This window comes from Prevotella marseillensis, assembly GCF_900625065.1.
Classification (GTDB): Bacteria; Bacteroidota; Bacteroidia; order Bacteroidales; family Bacteroidaceae; genus Prevotella; species Prevotella rara.
On sequence record NZ_UYXY01000001.1, the window covers coordinates 1,092,980 to 1,109,751 of the forward strand.

At 49.1% G+C, this 16,772-nt stretch carries 19 protein-coding genes; all 19 read right to left on the minus strand.

Features of this window, described 5'->3' with window-relative positions; genetic code table 11:
* Positions 1-65: 65 nt before the first annotated feature.
* The 19 genes from EJL04_RS04545 to EJL04_RS04630 all read right to left on the minus strand — a co-directional run bounded on the left by EJL04_RS04545 (position 66) and on the right by EJL04_RS04630 (position 16,673).
* A complete protein-coding gene (locus tag EJL04_RS04545) occupies positions 66-434 on the minus strand; it encodes a hypothetical protein (protein WP_241210004.1) in 369 nt (122 codons plus the stop codon).
* Between the two features lie 25 nt (positions 435-459).
* Positions 460-1,590 carry an RNA-directed DNA polymerase gene (locus EJL04_RS04550; RefSeq protein WP_125104195.1) on the minus strand — a complete coding sequence of 377 codons (1,131 nt, stop codon included), beginning with the start codon at positions 1,588-1,590 and terminating at the stop codon, positions 460-462.
* Positions 1,591-1,890: 300 nt separating this feature from the next.
* Positions 1,891-2,247 (minus strand): hypothetical protein, encoded by a 357-nt coding sequence (locus EJL04_RS04555; RefSeq protein WP_125104196.1) that lies wholly within the window; start codon positions 2,245-2,247, stop codon positions 1,891-1,893.
* 46 nt (positions 2,248-2,293) lie between these two features.
* Complete coding sequence (locus EJL04_RS04560) at positions 2,294-3,745, minus strand: hypothetical protein (RefSeq protein WP_125104197.1); 1,452 nt, start codon at positions 3,743-3,745, stop codon at positions 2,294-2,296.
* A 154-nt stretch (positions 3,746-3,899) separates the two neighbouring features.
* Complete coding sequence (locus tag EJL04_RS04565) at positions 3,900-4,223, minus strand: hypothetical protein (RefSeq protein ID WP_125104198.1); 324 nt, start codon at positions 4,221-4,223, stop codon at positions 3,900-3,902.
* A gap of 33 nt (positions 4,224-4,256) precedes the next feature.
* The gene (locus EJL04_RS04570) at positions 4,257-5,036 is read right to left on the minus strand and encodes a hypothetical protein (RefSeq protein ID WP_125104199.1); all 780 of its coding nucleotides are present in this window, start codon (positions 5,034-5,036) and stop codon (positions 4,257-4,259) included.
* 115 nt (positions 5,037-5,151) lie between these two features.
* Positions 5,152-6,057 carry a hypothetical protein gene (locus tag EJL04_RS04575; RefSeq protein WP_206429367.1) on the minus strand — a complete coding sequence of 302 codons (906 nt, stop codon included), beginning with the start codon at positions 6,055-6,057 and terminating at the stop codon, positions 5,152-5,154.
* Entirely contained in the window at positions 6,054-6,482 is a 429-nt protein-coding gene (locus EJL04_RS04580; RefSeq protein ID WP_125104200.1) for a hypothetical protein, read from the minus strand. The genes EJL04_RS04575 and EJL04_RS04580 overlap by 4 nt, the downstream gene beginning before the upstream one ends.
* Position 6,483: 1 nt before the next feature.
* Positions 6,484-11,046, minus strand: coding sequence for a tape measure protein (locus tag EJL04_RS04585; protein WP_125104201.1), 4,563 nt, complete (start codon positions 11,044-11,046; stop codon positions 6,484-6,486).
* On the minus strand, positions 11,047-11,202 hold the full coding sequence (locus tag EJL04_RS16320) for a hypothetical protein (protein WP_164511701.1): 156 nt from the start codon (positions 11,200-11,202) through the stop codon (positions 11,047-11,049).
* 53 nt (positions 11,203-11,255) lie between these two features.
* Complete coding sequence (locus EJL04_RS04590) at positions 11,256-11,798, minus strand: hypothetical protein (RefSeq protein WP_125104202.1); 543 nt, start codon at positions 11,796-11,798, stop codon at positions 11,256-11,258.
* A gap of 218 nt (positions 11,799-12,016) precedes the next feature.
* The gene (locus EJL04_RS04595; RefSeq protein WP_125104203.1) at positions 12,017-12,472 is read right to left on the minus strand and encodes a hypothetical protein; all 456 of its coding nucleotides are present in this window, start codon (positions 12,470-12,472) and stop codon (positions 12,017-12,019) included.
* Positions 12,473-12,491: 19 nt separating this feature from the next.
* Entirely contained in the window at positions 12,492-13,004 is a 513-nt protein-coding gene (locus EJL04_RS04600) for a hypothetical protein (RefSeq protein ID WP_228113656.1), read from the minus strand.
* 15 nt (positions 13,005-13,019) lie between these two features.
* On the minus strand, positions 13,020-13,460 hold the full coding sequence (locus EJL04_RS04605; RefSeq protein ID WP_125104204.1) for a hypothetical protein: 441 nt from the start codon (positions 13,458-13,460) through the stop codon (positions 13,020-13,022).
* Between the two features lie 108 nt (positions 13,461-13,568).
* Positions 13,569-13,898, minus strand: coding sequence for a hypothetical protein (locus tag EJL04_RS04610; protein WP_125104205.1), 330 nt, complete (start codon positions 13,896-13,898; stop codon positions 13,569-13,571).
* A complete protein-coding gene (locus tag EJL04_RS04615) occupies positions 13,895-14,227 on the minus strand; it encodes a hypothetical protein (protein ID WP_125104206.1) in 333 nt (110 codons plus the stop codon). Before EJL04_RS04615 ends, EJL04_RS04610 begins: the two co-directional genes overlap by 4 nt.
* A 20-nt stretch (positions 14,228-14,247) precedes the next feature.
* Entirely contained in the window at positions 14,248-15,339 is a 1,092-nt protein-coding gene (locus EJL04_RS04620) for a hypothetical protein (protein WP_125104207.1), read from the minus strand.
* A 22-nt stretch (positions 15,340-15,361) separates the two neighbouring features.
* Positions 15,362-15,931, minus strand: coding sequence for a hypothetical protein (locus EJL04_RS04625; protein ID WP_125104208.1), 570 nt, complete (start codon positions 15,929-15,931; stop codon positions 15,362-15,364).
* Positions 15,932-15,965: 34 nt separating this feature from the next.
* A complete protein-coding gene (locus EJL04_RS04630; RefSeq protein ID WP_125104209.1) occupies positions 15,966-16,673 on the minus strand; it encodes a hypothetical protein in 708 nt (235 codons plus the stop codon).
* Between the last annotated feature and the right edge of the window lie 99 nt (positions 16,674-16,772).

Here is a 16,772-nt window from a genome sequence, read left to right on the forward strand (position 1 = left end):
TATTTTTCAAAGAGTAGAGAGGCTGACAGCCTGAACCGCCCGCCCCTCACTCCTGAAACAGAGAGTTAGAGAATACCGAACTCGGCGCAGTCCGCATCTACCTGAGTTTTCAGGGCGGCACGCTCTGTAAGATAATCTGTGTAAGCCTTAATGTGGGCTTTCGCCTCGTCAGATGTCTTTGCGCCGTATAAACCAAGCTGTGCGGCGTTGTACTCGTTGACAAGTTTCTGCTCGTAATTAGCGTCCCACTTTGAGGTAATTACTGTCTCTGTGATTTTGTTTGAGGTCAGCGGTTCCCACACTGAGACCTCTTCACATGAGAACTGAGGGACTTTCTCTGCCTGAGCCTCTGCGCCCTCTTCTGAGGTCTTTTCAACGCTCTCAGGCTTTACCTCCTGAATATTCCAACGGTACAAGTAAGAACCGTTACCCACTGCCTCCAACTTGGAGGGCTTGTTGTCATAGAATGCCATAATACTTCTGTTTAATAATTGTTTTCAAAAGATGTCTTGAATTGCTGTGTTTCGCCCAACCCAACCACGGGCAGACAGCCTGTTTGTATGCCTTTTGGCTTAACGGCTTCTCCCGTTTGTTCAGGCGGGCGGCTTCACGGCAGAAATTCTGTTTTATTGACTTGCGCATCAACTTCTGTTCTCGGAAGAACTTGTAACCGACATAATCAAGCGCACGCCCGTGTCTGTCATAACGGTTCTTCGCTACGGGGAATATCTGATAGTTGCCTTTTATCTTCAAGGACAGACCGTCTTCAAGTTGAACCCGAATGAGTTTCAGAACCTCATGCAGAACGGCTTTGCTTTCCGCATAGAACGTTATATCGTCAGCGTATTCAGTACATTCAATGTGTGGCTTTACGGTCAGCCTCAGAGCCTTTTTCACAAGTTCTACAAGCTGTTCATTTACCCAGTGCATGAAATAACAGAAACAGAGGTTTGCGAGGTATTGGCTCAGATAATTGCCTATCGGAAGCCCGTGAGCGTCCTCGGGGTCGCTTTGAGCCTTGTCAGCCTCTGTTAGCGGTCTGCCAGCATCATCCATTGATGCGCTGTCTATGATTTCATCAAGAAGCCACAAAAGGTCTTTGTCTTTAATCTTTCGGCGTATGAGCCGTTTCAGAACCCTGTGACGCATGGAGGGGTAACACTTCTTGATGTCAATTTTCAGACAGAAGAGAGGCTTGCCCTCAAAACTCTTGATTATCTTGTCAACCCTACGGGCGCAGCCCTCAATACCACGACCCTTGATGCAAGAATACGTGTTATAAGTGAAGAGCCGCACCCAAATGGGTTCAAGAACGTTCATGACAGCATGGTGGACGATACGGTCAGGATAGTACGGAAGACGATAAATAATTCTTTCTTTCGACTCGTAGATCGTGAACACGTCATACGGAGAGGTCTTGAACGTCTTTGTCAGCAAGGCTTCATGCAAAGCCAACAAATTCTGTTCTCGGTTCTTGTCGTGAACCTTGACCCCGTATGTGTTCGTCTTCCCCCGTCTCGCATTTTCATCGGCGAGGCGGAGGTTTTTTAACGAGATTATCTTGTCGTATAAGTTGTCAATACGCTTCATGTTTCTTTGCTTTCTTATTTTGAGTCTTCGGTAGCCCATACAACAGGCGTTCCTACCGACACATTTCAGTTTTCAGAAGTTTTTTACCAAGAGGTACGGTTGCCGCCCTTAATATCTTTTTCAGGCTTTGACACCTGATGAAAATATTCAAAAAGCATAGGTGAGAACCGATGTTCGTATTCGTATTCGAGGGGGTGTTATTCGAGTTCGCATAAGCGAAGCCCGCATTCGAGCTGTTATTCGCATTACCGCTGAACAGAACCCCACGGGAGCGACCAACCTTAATATTTTTATGTCTCTTTATTCAAACCAATAACGGTTTCCGTTTCCTCTCAACGTGACACGGCGGGGAAAGGCGTTGCGCTTCTTGATTTCCTGACAAACATAGAGAATGTCTGCTGAACCCGTGAAGAACTTCTTAGCGTCTGCCTCAGGGCTGTTCTTATCGGGCTTAATCTTGACAAGCGTCTGACCTTTTGTCCCTTTCGTCTTGCTGAACCTTGTCGGCACGTCCTCTATGAAGTCACAGACCCAAAATGAGGTGTTGACCAACTTTGATTGGGTTGTCTCGTCACAGTTGAAAGAACGGTTGCTTTCGTCACGGGGTATGTTCAGAAAGGCAAGTGAACCGTCATCGGGCTTCTTATTTTCTTCCATTGTCTCTTGATTGAGTTAAAGGGTTAAACGATGAACGAGGGGCGTGTTACGCTGTTGCGGGGAAAAAGCAAAGGCGAGAACCGATGCCCGCATTCGTACGCGAGGGGGCGCCAGACGAGTGCGCAAAAGCGAAGCCCGCATACGAGCCGTTAACCGCAGAACCGCCGAACAGAACCCCACAGAGTGTTTCAGTCGTTGGAATTTCTGTGTAATAATAGTCACAGAAATAAGTGGTAGAACCGCCGCCGACTGTCTTTGGCATAATATCGCCACCCTCTCCGAAAATGACCTCTTTCACATAGCCATCTGTACGGGCTGCATTGCCAACATGAGAATAACCCTCATAATTGCTGTCGTTGAACTTTGCGGGGTCAGAGCAAACAAAGACCTTTGAAAGACCGTCTCCGCCCTCGTCAGCGTTCGGGCTGATACGCACGTTAATGCCGTCCGTCCACTGAAAAATATGCCCAAATGGGTTCTCAACGCCTCTGTAACGGGGAACTTGGAATGTCTTTGTTATCGGGTAGCTCTCATCCTCATTGTTGACCGTGTAATCCACAACGCCCGTTCTGTTTCCGAGGCTGTCAGAGATACCGCAAGGTACAAACGGGAAATAACCGTTGAACGTGTCCCAATCGTCGTAGCTGAATGTTGTCACGCCGTCACCCAAGCCGCCCTGATGAAAGCCCTCAGCGGTCGGCGAAGCGTTGTAAGCCGCCTGAGAGTTAAGTGTGGCGTACTCAATGACAAAGAGCCAATAGAGGGTCTTCTGCATGTCATAAGTCATACAGTTCCACTCGGTGCTGCCTGACTTGCGCTTACGGGCGTAGTTCCTGAAATTCGTGCGGCTGATTTCTGTAACGGGACGGTTCAAGAATGAGCGGTATGTGCCGTCATAATTGGCGTTATTGTTACCGCCTCTGTACTGTTCTGTGGCGTTGCAGACGGAAGCCAACTTATTGTTTGAGCGGTCAAGGGAAGCCTCGTAAGCCGACACATAACACTTTGGCACCTGATGATAGCCAGGGAGAGGAAGTTCAGAAATGCGGACGGTCAGTTTTGTGCCGTCAGTCTCAAACTTGCGGTAGTGAAGAGGAATCTCCACCATGACCTGACCTCGTGAACCGTCACGCACCTGACCCGTCCAATCGCGAGGGTCAAGGTATTCAACCACGTTGCCATCATCGTCAAGCAGACAGCCACGCATACGGTTCTGAACGGGGCAGCTTTTGTGGAGGTCAGAAGACCCGACACGGGTGCAAGTCGGTGTTGAAACAGCCGTGTCAAACTGAACGCCGTAAGAACTCTGTTCTTCTGTGTAAGGAAGAAGAGTTGCGAGGGCTGCTTTCTTGCTATCGCCGTCTTCGTCAAGAACCTCACAAAAGAGGTTATAAGGGTTTGTGCCTGACACGTTAGGGAGGTCAGACAAACGCTTACCATTCTCGAAAGCCTCAATTATCTGAGCGACTTTCTCTTCTTGTTCTGTTGTTAATGCCATAACTTTTAATTTAAGAATTTGAAATACGATTTATTGCCTTTGTTGATGAACCGAACCGAGGACGCTGTGTTCATTCTGAGGTCTTTTCTCTTGTTGCGGCGGGCGGCTGTCCATATCCTGATGCGCCGAGCAACACTGATGAACAGCGACACTATCATGGCGTGTCCTCCCCCTCATAAGAACCGCTGCCCCAATAAACGTCATTTGTCTTCAACAGTTCTGAGTTCGGGGCAATCTCAGAGATAGCCAACGGCGACCAATCATTGAACGGCACGGGGGCTTCTGTCAGGCTCTCGTCCTGAGAGCAGCGCACGGTCAGAACCGTGTCAAGAGTTGATACGCTGTACTTCGGTCTGACATAGACCGAGAACGGGTTTCCACTCGGGAGCTTGAAGCCCTTTGAGAGGTCAGCGATTTTGCCGTGAGAGACAATTCGACCGCCGCCCATAAATTCACTGATGTAACCTTTCTTTCCCATGTTTCTTCATTGTTTAACGGGTTCGACATTCTGTTAATTCATACGCAAAGCCCCTGACTGTGTGAAACGCATCTGTCGGCGTGTTGTGACAAGCCTCAGGGTCGGTTCGCCCACCTCAATCAGAACGGTGCGGGCAAGGGCTGTGTTACATGTGGGGATAATGTGAACACGGCTCACGCCCTTATTTAAGATTGAAATGCGCCCGTCTAAGCCGACTTCGACAGCTCGGTTGTCACTGATATAAATCAGGTTTTTCAGAGCCGTGTCGGGGCTTAAAACGGCTTTCAGGTAAACGGGGTTGGCATTGCCGAGGGTCAGGCGGGGAACGCTCTCAACAAACAAGCCCGTAGGAACAATCTTTCCGAGCGTGTCAAGCACTTTATCGGTTGCTGACTTTGCAGCGGCTGTGGCTTTCTCTGAGGCTTCTGTGGCGGCTTTTGTCAGGGTTGTTGCTTCGTCTGCCGCAGTCTTTGCTGCCTGAGCAGCTTCGGCAGCGTCCTGAGCCGCCTTTGTCGCTTCGTCAGCCTGAGTTTTTGCGTTCAATGCAGCCTTTGCCGCCTTTGCCGCCTGAGCCTGAGCCGTGTCCGCTCTCAGAGCGGCAGCGTTGGCGGTTTTTGTCGCTTCATCTGCAAGCCCCGCAGCCTTTGCTGCAGCAGCCGTTGCTGTGTCAGCGTCTTTGACGGCTTTTGTGGTCTCGCTCTCAATGAACTCCAAATTTACCTTGACGCTTCTGTTATTCACGTCCGTTCCCATGACAAACAGCCCTTTCAAAGACTGATACAGGGGCAACTCCGAAATTTTTATTTTCTTCATCTGTCTTTTATTTTTTAGTTGTTGAACCTTATATTGCCATTGTTAATGAAACGTATGTGAGAACGGTCATTTACCAACTGCATAGAACGGGCGGAGAAACTGTCAGGCAACATTTCTATTGCGTTCTCGCCGTCTTCTGTGAACACGATGATACCGTCTTCCGTTGCAAGGACAAAATCGTGTCGTCAAGTCTGAAAGACCCCGTGAAAGTCAGGGTCAGAGTGAACTCCAACCAAATTTTGCCGTCAGGGAAGAAGTCTGAGACCTGACAAGACTTGTAGTAACACGGGAAATCCTGTTCAAGTTCTCTGACCGTCAGAAGCCTTTCCTCAGGTTGAATGAGGTCATGGAGAAGAGCGTCATAGTTACGCCACAACTCTGTCAGGCTCTCAGCTCGCATGAGGCAATACAACTTCACGTCCTTTGTCTTGAACGTGACCCGCTTCCCGTCATATATGGCACCCGTCTTCGTCTTGATATTCCGCAAAAGGTTCTGTTTCACTTGTGCGGTCTTCATAACCTCAGACAGAGAACCTTTCAGAACCCGACATCCGTAATCTGTCAATGGCGTATTGTCAAGCGAATAATCGTCTGACGGCGTGACCTCACTCACGGGGGCTTTATACTTGTAGCCTTTCATCGGGAAATCGTCAGAGAACTTGATCGTTACCGTACCTAACATTCTCGCCACGTCAAGGTTCGGCTGCTGTGTCATTCTGAGCGTGAACGTGCGCTGTATGTGGGCGCAATAGAACTCATGGTAAGCACCGTCAGACAACAGTTCAATGAAAGCGCAGAAACGGCTGAAAAGCCCGCCAAAAGCGAACTTAACCTGAATTTCACGGGTGTTGAGAACAGGGGCTGAAAGGTCTGCCTCCACGCCGTCTTCCTCTTGCCAATCGTTACTGTCAACAGACTTCAACGGCGGAAAGGCGACAAGTTCATTGAACCCGCCGCTCGTCACATACACGCCATACTGCAAGTATGCATCGTTACCGTCTATGAAAAGTCTGTTAATCATATTATAATCGCATTGTCAGAGGTGTTTTTTATGACGCTGCAGCCCTGTTCTGACTGAACACGGGCAACAGCCCATTTGTTTGCATTCACTATCGCTTTCGCCCCGTGAAGAAGAATTATTTCGTGCCGTTCTGTCTTTGAACAGAAGACGGTCGCAGAGGTTCTTCCTATCAGGACAGCCCGTGAGGGGTCTTTCAGGGTCAGCGTTCCCGCATCAATGTAGATGCCGTACTTCTCAACCCCGTGAGGTTTGAAGAGCCTGAAAGTCGCCATATTCGGGAAATGGTTCTTCATACAAAACTCTATACCCTGAGGGCTTTCAAACAGCCTGACAATATCCTCTACAGTCTGTTCTGTCCCCTTGAACAACGGGCAAGCCCCGAGGAGCTTTGCCTGTGTGTAAATCTGTCTGATAACTTCTTTCATGTCATTTTATCTTTATGCCTTTGAGGGCGATGTCGTTTACTGTGTCCTTAATCTCTTTCACGCTGCTCTCAACGCCCGCCACACGGTCTGAAAGCCCGTCTGTGTTGCTCTCAATGTTCAAGACTGATTGCAAAATCAGGTTCGCCGTATTCAGCAGCAATTTTGTGTTCTCACTGATTGAATAGGTATGACCCTGAATAGCCGTGGCTCGTCCGTTCAGCTCGTCCACGCTGTCCTGAGAGGCGTTGGCGATACCACTTGAAGAGGTCTCACGGGTTGAGTCTTGTGCGGCTGTAATCATGTCTTTGATTTGTTGAGGAAGAGCCTCCCAAATCGTTATCCAATCTGTGCCGACTTGGTTCAGGTCATTTGTCAAGCCCGAGAGACTGTTCAGAACAGCGTCAATGCCCATGAACTTGCCGTCCTTGAACCACTGAGCCTTGTACTTGTCAAAGACCTCTCCGAGGGGTTCTTCCAAGAACTTCTGAACCAAAAGGCGTTTTGTTATGTCGCCGATTATCTCGTTGACCTTATCGCCCCACGCCTTTGCGTAGTCCTCGCCGTTCTGAAAGGCTTCAAAGAAAGCGTCAGAGAGTTGTTCTGCGATGTCAGAACTTGTACCACCCATGATGTCTTCAACCATTTCATTTATGATTGAAATCGCCTTTGCGCCCAGTTCTTCAATCTTCTGCTCCCAATCGGCAATCTTGCCGTGGTCAGTCTTCTTTTTGCTGTTCTCTGTGTCTATCTGTTCTTGAATGAGCAACTGCTGCTGTGCGATGTTTTCAAGCTGCTGTTGGGCTTCACTGTACTTCTTGCCGCCGAGAGCCTTGTCAGCCGTGTAAGCGACATTGGCGTAAGCCTTGGCAATCTTCTCGGCTGACTGTTTCAACAGTTCATCGTTGCGTGAGACTTTCAGCGTGAGCCTTGCCCACATTGCTTCAAAGCCTGTCAGGGTCTCAATGTCTTTCAACATTTCGTCCCGTGTCTCTTTCAGCTTCGCTTTCACGAGGTCAATAGTCTTTCCGCTCTTCTCTTGTATGCGCACGATGTCGGCGTTGTCAAGCTCCCACTGCAGTTGGTCAATGCGTCTTTGAAGAGCCTCAATTTCCTCTTGCTTCTTGTCGTCATTGTTGAAGAGGTTCACGATCTGCGTTGCTATCTGCAAGGCGGCAGAAATAATTGTCAGAATGACAGAAGCCTTTTCAACAGTCTGAATTGCTTTTGAGGAGGCAGTCGCTGTTGCCTGAACGCCCGTAGATGCGTTCTGTGTCAACTGCATTATGCCGTTTATCATCGTAAGGGCAGAGGTTGATATTTGCCCCGCCGTCTTGATGATGTCTCCCGCAACGCCGCCGATTGTGTCGCCAATCTCTTCAAATGTCTTGTTTACCTCATTCAAGGTCTTGTAGAGGTCTTGCCATTGTTTGATTGAACGTTTGTCAGGGTTCAGGTCGGCTTTCGCCTTTGCCTGAGCGACATTATTCTTGGCGGTTGTGACTTTTGCACGGGCAACGGCAACTTGCTGTGAAGTGGCTGTGCCGTTCTTCTTGTCTTGCTCAACCTTTTTCAACTCCTCCTCGGCTTTATCCAAGAGGGCTTGAAGTTGTTCAAGGGTCAGATTGGCGATTTCGTTGCACCATGCTTTGTATGTCTCTTCACGCTGCGCAAACTGTTCATCAATGGCGTTCAGAGCCTGTTCTTGCTGATAATTCAGTTCATCGAAGTTCCCCTGAGTGACACCCTCGTTCCACTTGTCATTTCCGTTTTCGTCTTTGACACGTTTCCCGTCTTTGTCATGCTCATAGAGGGCTTCGATTTTATTCTGATATTCTTCGGCAATCTTGACCCGCTGCTGCTCGTATGTCAGGCTGTCTTGCAGCATGGTGTTCAGAGCCTCTTTATTTCCTTTGACACGGGTGTCGGCGGCTATCTTCTCGTATGCTTCGAGCTGCGCCCGCTGTTCTGTTGTCAGGTCTTGACGTGTCAGGCGGGTGTCGCTGTCTTCACTCAGAAGAGAGCTGCGGTAAGCCTGTTTCTCAGAGTTCTTTGCCTTGGGGTGTTTGTTCTCCCATTGAAGAACCATTTTGTCGGCAAGGGCTTCAAGCATCTGTCGCTCACGTTCTTTGTTCTCAGAAATAAGGCGGTCATAGTTCAGGTCGAGCTGCGCCTTTTGTTTCTGATAACCCTCTTCCATGAGTTCTATCTTAGCCTGTCTGATGTCAAGCTCGGTTTTCTCAGTCTGTTCAATGACAGACTGCCCGTATTCGGCGATTTGGTTGTTTCTCTCAGCCGTTTCCTCGGCAATCTGTTCACGCTCCCGCTTTCTGTCCTCAGCGGCTTGTGCGGCTTGTCTCGCCCGTTCTTTGGCGTGTTTCTTTGCTTCTTCTGCTGCCGCTTCGTTTTGTTTCTTCTTGTTGTCGGCGGCGGTCTGTTTGTTCTCAGCAGCCTGAGCGTATTCTGCGCTGCGCTGTAAGGCTTGCTGCTTTGTATAAGCCTTGCCATTCACTAAAGCCACCTGACCGTCTTTCAGTGAAGACCCAATGGAGGCGAAACGCTTCGCGAGGCGTGTCAGTTCATCAATGCCCATTTTATCCATCCAAGCGGGAACTTCGCCGCTGAACTTGATTGTAAAGCCGATAGTATTCTCAGAGTATTGCGACATGAGTTGTTTGATATTCTCATACAACTGATGAACGCCGTCCGTTGGCTTTTGTAGGCTTCTCTCAACGGCTGAGACCTTGTCGGCAAACGTCATTGAGCTGTCGGCAGCGGCTTGTTCAGCGGCGGCAGATTTGTTCACGGCTGTTGTGTAACGGTCGTGTTCCTCTGCTGCTGACTGAACGCCGTTTATATAATTTTGTACGATGTTGGTCTTTGTGAAAAAGCCGTCATCCCACCAAGCCTTGGCGATTGTCTTCTCACTTATGCCGATAGCACGCATCTTGTCTTGAATATTGGCATAAATCTTATTCAGACCCTTTTCGTATTCTTCGCCCGTCTTGCCCGCTATCAGGTTGATGTTCTGTTCGACCTGTTGAGCGATAATGGTTGAAATGGCGGCAGCGTTTTCTTGTATCTCTTCATTGTCAGAAGACCAAACAAAACCCGCAAACGTACCGCCTGTCTCAGCCCCTTGAAGTTTCTGAAACATTTCATTCTGAGCGTCAGAAAGAGCCTTGGCGTATGTGTCATTACCTGAGGCAATGTCGTTCAGGCGTTGACGCTCAATGGCTTCTTGCTTGATAAGTTCAATAGCCTGAGTACGCTTCTCGTTCACGGTATCAATGCTGTCGCCCTCTTTGACAGCCTGAACGCCGTAGTCTTCAAGAATACCGTTTAGCTCGTCCATAACCTTTTTGTGGGTTGAGCTGCCCGCAGTGAGACCATTCAGGGCTGTTGAAAGGCTTTGAACACGGGTTATGGCTGTGGTCGCTTTCTCGCCGTATTTGCTTGTCATTTCAGCCGCTTTGCTTGTATTGTCTGAAAACAGACCGAAAGCGGTTGCAGCGGCGGCGACAACGCCTAAAACAAGCCCTATCGGGTTTGCCTTTGTCGCCATGTTAAGAAGAAGCATTGCGTCCTTAGCGGACGTTATACTCTTTGTCAGAGAAAGAAAGGCTGAAACCTCTCCCCATATAGCCGCCATTTTATGAGCAGCGGCAACAGCGATAACGGCGGCTTTATAAGCCCCGTATGTGCTGATAACGACAAGAAGAACCTTGCCGATATTCTCCCAGTTGTCAATGGCTTTTGATGTAAGGCTCAGAACGTCAGAGATAACGCCCTCAGACTTCTTGCCAAGTTCATTGAACATTTGGTCTATACTGTCTTCGATGTTTGAAATCTGACCTGTTATCGTGTGGCTCTGAGCTTCCATAAGACCGCCAAACTTGCCGCCCTCAGAGGTCATGGCGATGATCGCCTTTTCAACCTCAGGGAAGCCGACCTTGCCCTCAGTAACAAGGTCTTTGACCTTATCTTTGGCAACGCCGAACTGCTTGGCAAGTTCATCTGTCAGAGGAATACCACGTCCCAAGAATTGGTTCAGGTCTTGCGTGTACAAACGTCCCTGAACCATGGTTGTTCCATAGAGGTAAGCCAAATCATTCAGAGGTATTGAGAGACCCGCCGCAATATCTCCGAGCCTGATTAAGGTCTCATTCACTTTGTCAGCCTGAACGCCGTAGGCGAGAAGTTGTTTCGCGCCCTGAGCAACGTCAGTCATTCCAAAGGGCGTTGTGGCGGCTGTCTTGATAAGCTGTTGCATGAGTGCGTCAGCCTTTTCAGCAGAGCCGAGCATGGTCTTGAAAGCCATTTCAAGCTGCTGAAACTGACCCCTGACGTTTGCGACCTGAGAAACGAACTCTTTGATTTGGGAAACGGCAAAGACACCCGCAACGGCTTTCCCGATTTTCTTCATTGAGTCGTCTATCTTGTCGCCCTCACTTGAAGCCGTGCTGCCAATGCCGTGAAGAAGTCTCTTCGCTTCCGCAGCACCAACACGGAGCTGACTGTTGTCAAGCCCCGTTCCGTAAAAAAGTTTTCCGTTCTCGTTCTCCATTTATTCTATACTGTCAAAGAATTGTTTAACTCGTTCTTTATTTCTCGGGTCGTCAGCCTTGATTACCTCTTGCCCTGAGCCTGAGCCGTCTGTCTTGTCTTTTGTGTTATAAGACGGCAGAACGGCGTTATACAATATCAGGTTGGGATAACTCATGTTGTACAGAACCTCTTCAAAGGTCAGCCCGTAAGCCTTGACCGTTGCGGCGATTATTGCCCAGGGGCTGTCGCTTCTGTTTCCACTTTCGTCTGCCGCATCAGATTTATTTCTATCAGGAAAGTGGTAAGACCGAAAAAATCGGTCAGGTTCATTCTTTGCAGAACCGTAACCGTGAGGTCATAAAGTTCAGCGGGCGTGAGTTCTTCAAGAAGTTCTTTGGAAAGTTCTGCCTTGCGGTCTATGACCTCTTCGACCTCTTCAACGACCTGACGCTTGAACAGCCCCCACAGATAGCGTTTCTCTCTGTTCTTCTGAACCTTGACTTTTTCTTTCAGGTTCTTTGCTCCGAGAATGAATATTGCGACAATATCGCCTAAAGCCCGACAATCTTTTGCGATTGACAGGCTTTCTTCCACAACGTTCTTCGGGTCAAGAACAACGTGTGGCAAACGTGAAACAGCCTCTGATGCGAGAATAAGCGTTGCCGTGCTTGGCGGGGCTGTCATATAAGTTTTGCTGCCGACCTTGACTTCAACGGGTGTTTGAAGAATAGTCTCGGCGGCTTTCTGTTCGATAGTCTTTTCTTCTGCCATGATGATAAAACTTTTATTGTTGTATAAGTGGGTCATGGCGGCAACGAACCGCCGTGAGCGTCTTTCTTTTGTGACCTCTGACCCTTGAAGAGGGAGGGGCGGTTGCGCCTGACCGCCACGCTCCCTCAGTGCAGATGAACATTCAGGTTATTGAACCGAAACGAACCTCCGTTTGTAAGGCGCAAAGCTCCGTTGGTTGAGAACCTTACGCCCATCAGTCATTTGGAGGCAGTCTTTGTGTACGGCTTCACGCTCTTGCCCGTTGCGGGTTTCAGAACCTTTGCAACGTAGTGAAGCAACTTACCGTCAGCGGTTGAATAACTCTCCTCGCAACGAACTGTTGAGCGGTCAATCTGAAAGCCCTCGCATTCCTCGTCCTCAGGTGTTACTCGGAATGCGTGTTCTCCCGATATTACACCGTCAACGTCATCAAACGGGCGTGTGCCGCCTTTCTTGACAAAGAGGTCGAACTCAAATTGGTACGTGTTCTTGCCCGTTCTTGAATCCACCAACTCGCCGCCCTCTTCTGTGGCGGTTTTCTCTGTTCCCGCTGTCGGGGTCAGCTTCGTTGTATCCTCTTTAGGGGTGTCGATAGCTGTCCACTGCTCGGCGGGAGTGCCTTTTGTTGAGGTAGCTTTCTCAATGGTGCACTTACCCCATGAAAGTTGTGACATAATCTACGTAATTTAATTGTTAAACATTCTTTTTCTTTATGACAGGCTGCGTTATCGGCAAATCGCCGTCCTCGGTAACAATAACAGCCGCCTGAGGGATATTCAGCGTTTCATCGTCAGAGCCGAAATACTTATATTTCAGACAGACAACGACAAAATGCTGATTGATGTCTTCGGCATAGTCTGTGCAGATCGTCTGTTGTAGCTTGAACTTATAACAAGAGACCTCAGCCGTGAGACTGTCAACCCAACGCTGCGCAAGGGCTTCAAGTTCTTCTGTGCGCTGACCGTCCTCAACGAGTACGCCGTTCCCGTATGGGTCTATGTCAGGACAATAGATGTGAACCGTAACCACGCCTGTCTGAATTTGGTCAGGCAGACCCGCTGTGAATATAACCACAGCATCTTCAAGGCGGCTGTCGCGAGGACGGTAGCCTTGTCTGTAAACCTCACCTGAAATCATCGAATAAAGGGTGCTGTCTTTCAGAAGTCTGTACACGTCCCCTTGAACTTGTTTTGATGTCTTTGCCATTGTCTCTTGTTAATGTTAAGTGAAGCCAAGCTGTTTCAGCATACTCGGCACAATTCTGTCTGCAAGCAGTTCTGAACTGTCAAGCACATCGTAACCTTTGTTCTTGACGTGAGCGGCGTATTCCATTCCCGCAACAACTATCAGGCAGACCCCGTGAGGGAAACGCCTGACAAGTTTCTTTGCGAACGCTGCGCCTTTCTCTGAACCGTCCCGCCCTTGTTTCACGGTCTGAAAGTCTGACTGATAAACAACCCGTCCGTCCACGGCAACGACATAGCCGAGTGAACTTCTCAGGTTGCCCGTTTGGTCTTTATAAGAATTGGTCGAACGGGCTGTGTTCAGAACCTGTTCCCCGCAGTACTGCAGAGACCTTATCAGAACCGTTTGAAGCCTTTTCAGCTCCTGTTCTGTGTATCGGTCAATCTCAGACATGGGGGTAAGTTGTCTTATTGGCATAGTTTCTGAGTTATTTTTGGCGAATTTGACGTATGTGGCGTTTACTCTTTTTCATGGTGTGATTATAAGCATAGAAAAAGTAAAGCCGACAGAGAGCCGCAATCGCCGTTAGACCATTATTCTCAATTCGCAGACGGCTTCCAACGGCTCAACCTGAATGACAGAAAACTCCCCGAGGCTCTTTCCCGTCAAACTGTCTGTAAGCCTGATTTGGTCAAACTCCCCGAGCGGCTGTTCTTCAATCAGAATTGAATACTGCGCCACCGTGAAGTGTTCCCCATTGACCTTACCGAGCTTGTTGTACTTGTTTGCCGTGTACTGACAGTCTATCGGGCTACCCCAAGAGACCTCAGAAGACTTGACGGGGAAACCCGTTTCAGGGTCAATGCCGCCCGCCGTCTTTCTCTTCACTTCGATTGTTCCGTTGGTTATTATCATAATCGCGAACCTTTATATCCGTATATAGGTTTGGGCTTTACCGCCTCGTCCTCAAACTCATTGAACAGTTTATAGGCTCTGTTTTTGAACTCTGTGCGCTGTTCATCTGTGAAAGAGTATGATTGCCCGCCCTGAGTGACATTCGGAGCGAGAGAGAGCCACAGAAGCGTGTCAGCCTTTGAGAGGTTGAACGCCTTGCCTTTCAGCGTCTCTTGCGTGGCTTCATCTGAAAGCGAAAGACCCCGCCGCTCCGCAGTCTCTACGAGGGTGCGAAGCGGAACGGGGTAAGCGGTAATGCTTTTTAATGCTTCAAGAACTGTTGCTGCCATATTATGCCTCAGTTAAATGTTTATTCCCAATCCTTACCGTCTGTTCTCATATAGACGTTGCGGTAAGCCGTGTCAAAGACAGGCACAGCGTCAGCCTGACCGATTGTAACCTCTGACTTCGGTTCGATTGTGCCGTACTTCTTAATGACAGTGTGAGCACGCTCTGCACGCAAAATCAGGTTCTCGTTCTCAGTCAGGATGTCATACTGAGTGGTGCCAAGTCGTTCTGTTTCTGAGAGAACGCAACGGCAGTCCTCAAATGGGTTGCCTGATTCCTGAGAGCCGTCAGTGAACTCACGGGTAATGGTTTGGTCAATGACTTTCAACTGAATGCCGTTGAGCCATGCTTGGCGGGCGAGCATTGAGTTGACGGTGGTAAGGTCAGGGGTCTGAGAGATATTCAGAGCGTTTGAAGTGAATGACGCACAAGCCTTGATTATCTGCTCAGACGAAGCAATCTTATAGAACTCGTCAAGGTTGACAAAGGCGAACTTCGGGTTCAGACCTCTTGCCTTGGCTTTCTTAATCTCATTGCGGAAATCGCCGAGAATATCAGCCGAAGCAGCGTTTGCCCAATCGGAAGAGGTCTTGACCTTTGCCTCGGGGTCAACGTCATAATCCAAGTCGAACTCATTGGCGTATGTTGCGTTGGTCGTTGTTGTGAAAGCCAACTGACCCGCACGGGAAGCGAGCTTCCAAGCAATGTACTCCAACTCAGACTGAACGCCGTTGAAACAGAAGTCAACGTCCTCGCCCCAATACTGAACGAGCTTTGTTGCGTCTTCATCCTGAGCAAAAGCGAGAGCGGTCTGATACTCTTTAATCTCAGAGCGTTTCAACTCACGGGAAATGCTGATGAAAGGAATATCTCCTCTTGCGCTCTCAAAGATAGGACGCTGCTTGCGAAGAATTGAGCCGTTATCGGTGTGGAGGTCGGCGGCTACGTTCTTCTTAGCAAGCTGATTTTGGAGGGTCTTCCACTGGAAGCCCTGAACTCTCTTTACGGGGAAATAAGTGCCGAACAGAAAGCCCGTTGCGTCAGCCGTGTTCAAACGTGACTGAACCATCTGCTCGGTAAGACCCTGAATGAGAGTATTTACAACTGTTGCCATATAAATGATGAACTTTTAACGGTTAATAATTGACGACACCTTTGAGGTACGCCATGATGAAATCGGGAAGCGGGTTGCCCTTTGTCACGGCGAAAAGCCAAGCGTCCGTGTCAAGGTTTGACTTTGGCGTAAACGGCTTGCCCGTTCCGTTGATTGACTGAGGAACGTATTTCAGTTCAGAGGTTGTGGCGGTTGACTTTGCTTTTGCCTCAATAATGAAACCGCCCGTTGGGATTGCACCGAGGGTGGTGCTGACTGTGATTGTGTCAGAGGTCTTGCTGCCCTCTGTGTCAATGGCTGTGATGTCATAAGCCACGCCACCGACCTTTGTCATAATGAAATCGCCCTTTGCGAAGTTGTGACCTTTCTTCACTTTGATTGTCTTGTCGGACGCTCCGACCTCTGCAACAACCTGAGCGATTTTCACAACGTGACAAAGACCCTTTTCATCGGCTGCGCTCAGGACAGCTCCCTCATAGAGGAAATCGCCCCCAAGCTCAGAAGCCTTGACAGATACGCCGCCTCTGATGTCAGCGATACGGTGCATAAGGACACGGGGTGTTCTCACGTCCTTACGTCTGTTTACTTGCATGCCCATTTTTCTTTGTTGTTTTGATTGTTAAACATTAGAACGGCTGACCACCTGAGGCGGGTTTGTTATCACGATGTGCGATAGCGTCCTTTTGCTCTTGGGTCAGTTCTCCGCCCTGAGAACCTGAGCCGCCCGTGGCTGACGGGCGACCGAAGATAGCCCCTTTCTGTTGTGTCGCCTGAACAATGCCGTCCACCTCTGTTGTGACCTCTCCGATGAGAGCGTTGAACTGTTCATCGGTCAAGCCGTCAACGGGTGTTCGCTCGTAAGCCTTTTTGAGGTTCTCAGGCAACTTGGCGATAATGCCTGAAAGTTGCTGTTTGCGTGATGAGGTTGTACGCTCGCTGTCCATACGGTCAAGACGCTCAGACAACTTTTTGTTGCTCTCTTGAAGCGATTGAAGCATTTGAAGCAGCACGGGGTCTGTACCCCCTCCTTGTGGTGTTTGAACGGGTGCGCCGCCCTGACCTGAGCCGCCGCCCCCTGAGGGCTGTTCAACCTTTGCGCCGTCTTTGAGACCGTATTTCTGTTCGTAAGTGTGAACGGCGGTCTGTGAAGCCTCTGTTGCTCGGCTATCGGCGTAGCCCTCGATTACTTGCTGAATTGTCACCCCGTCAACGGCGGTTTGAACCTGTTCAGCGGTTGTGACAGTCTTGCAGAGTTTGTCCGCAATCCTGTTCAAGACTGATTCGCTGACCCCCTGAAATTTGGCTTTCAGCGCATCTAAAATTGCTTTTCTCATAATTATGAAATATTTAACTGTACGGTAAACTGCGACAAAGATACGATATTTTCTCGAAATGATTACATAATAATCACAAAATGTTTGGTTATATGGAAT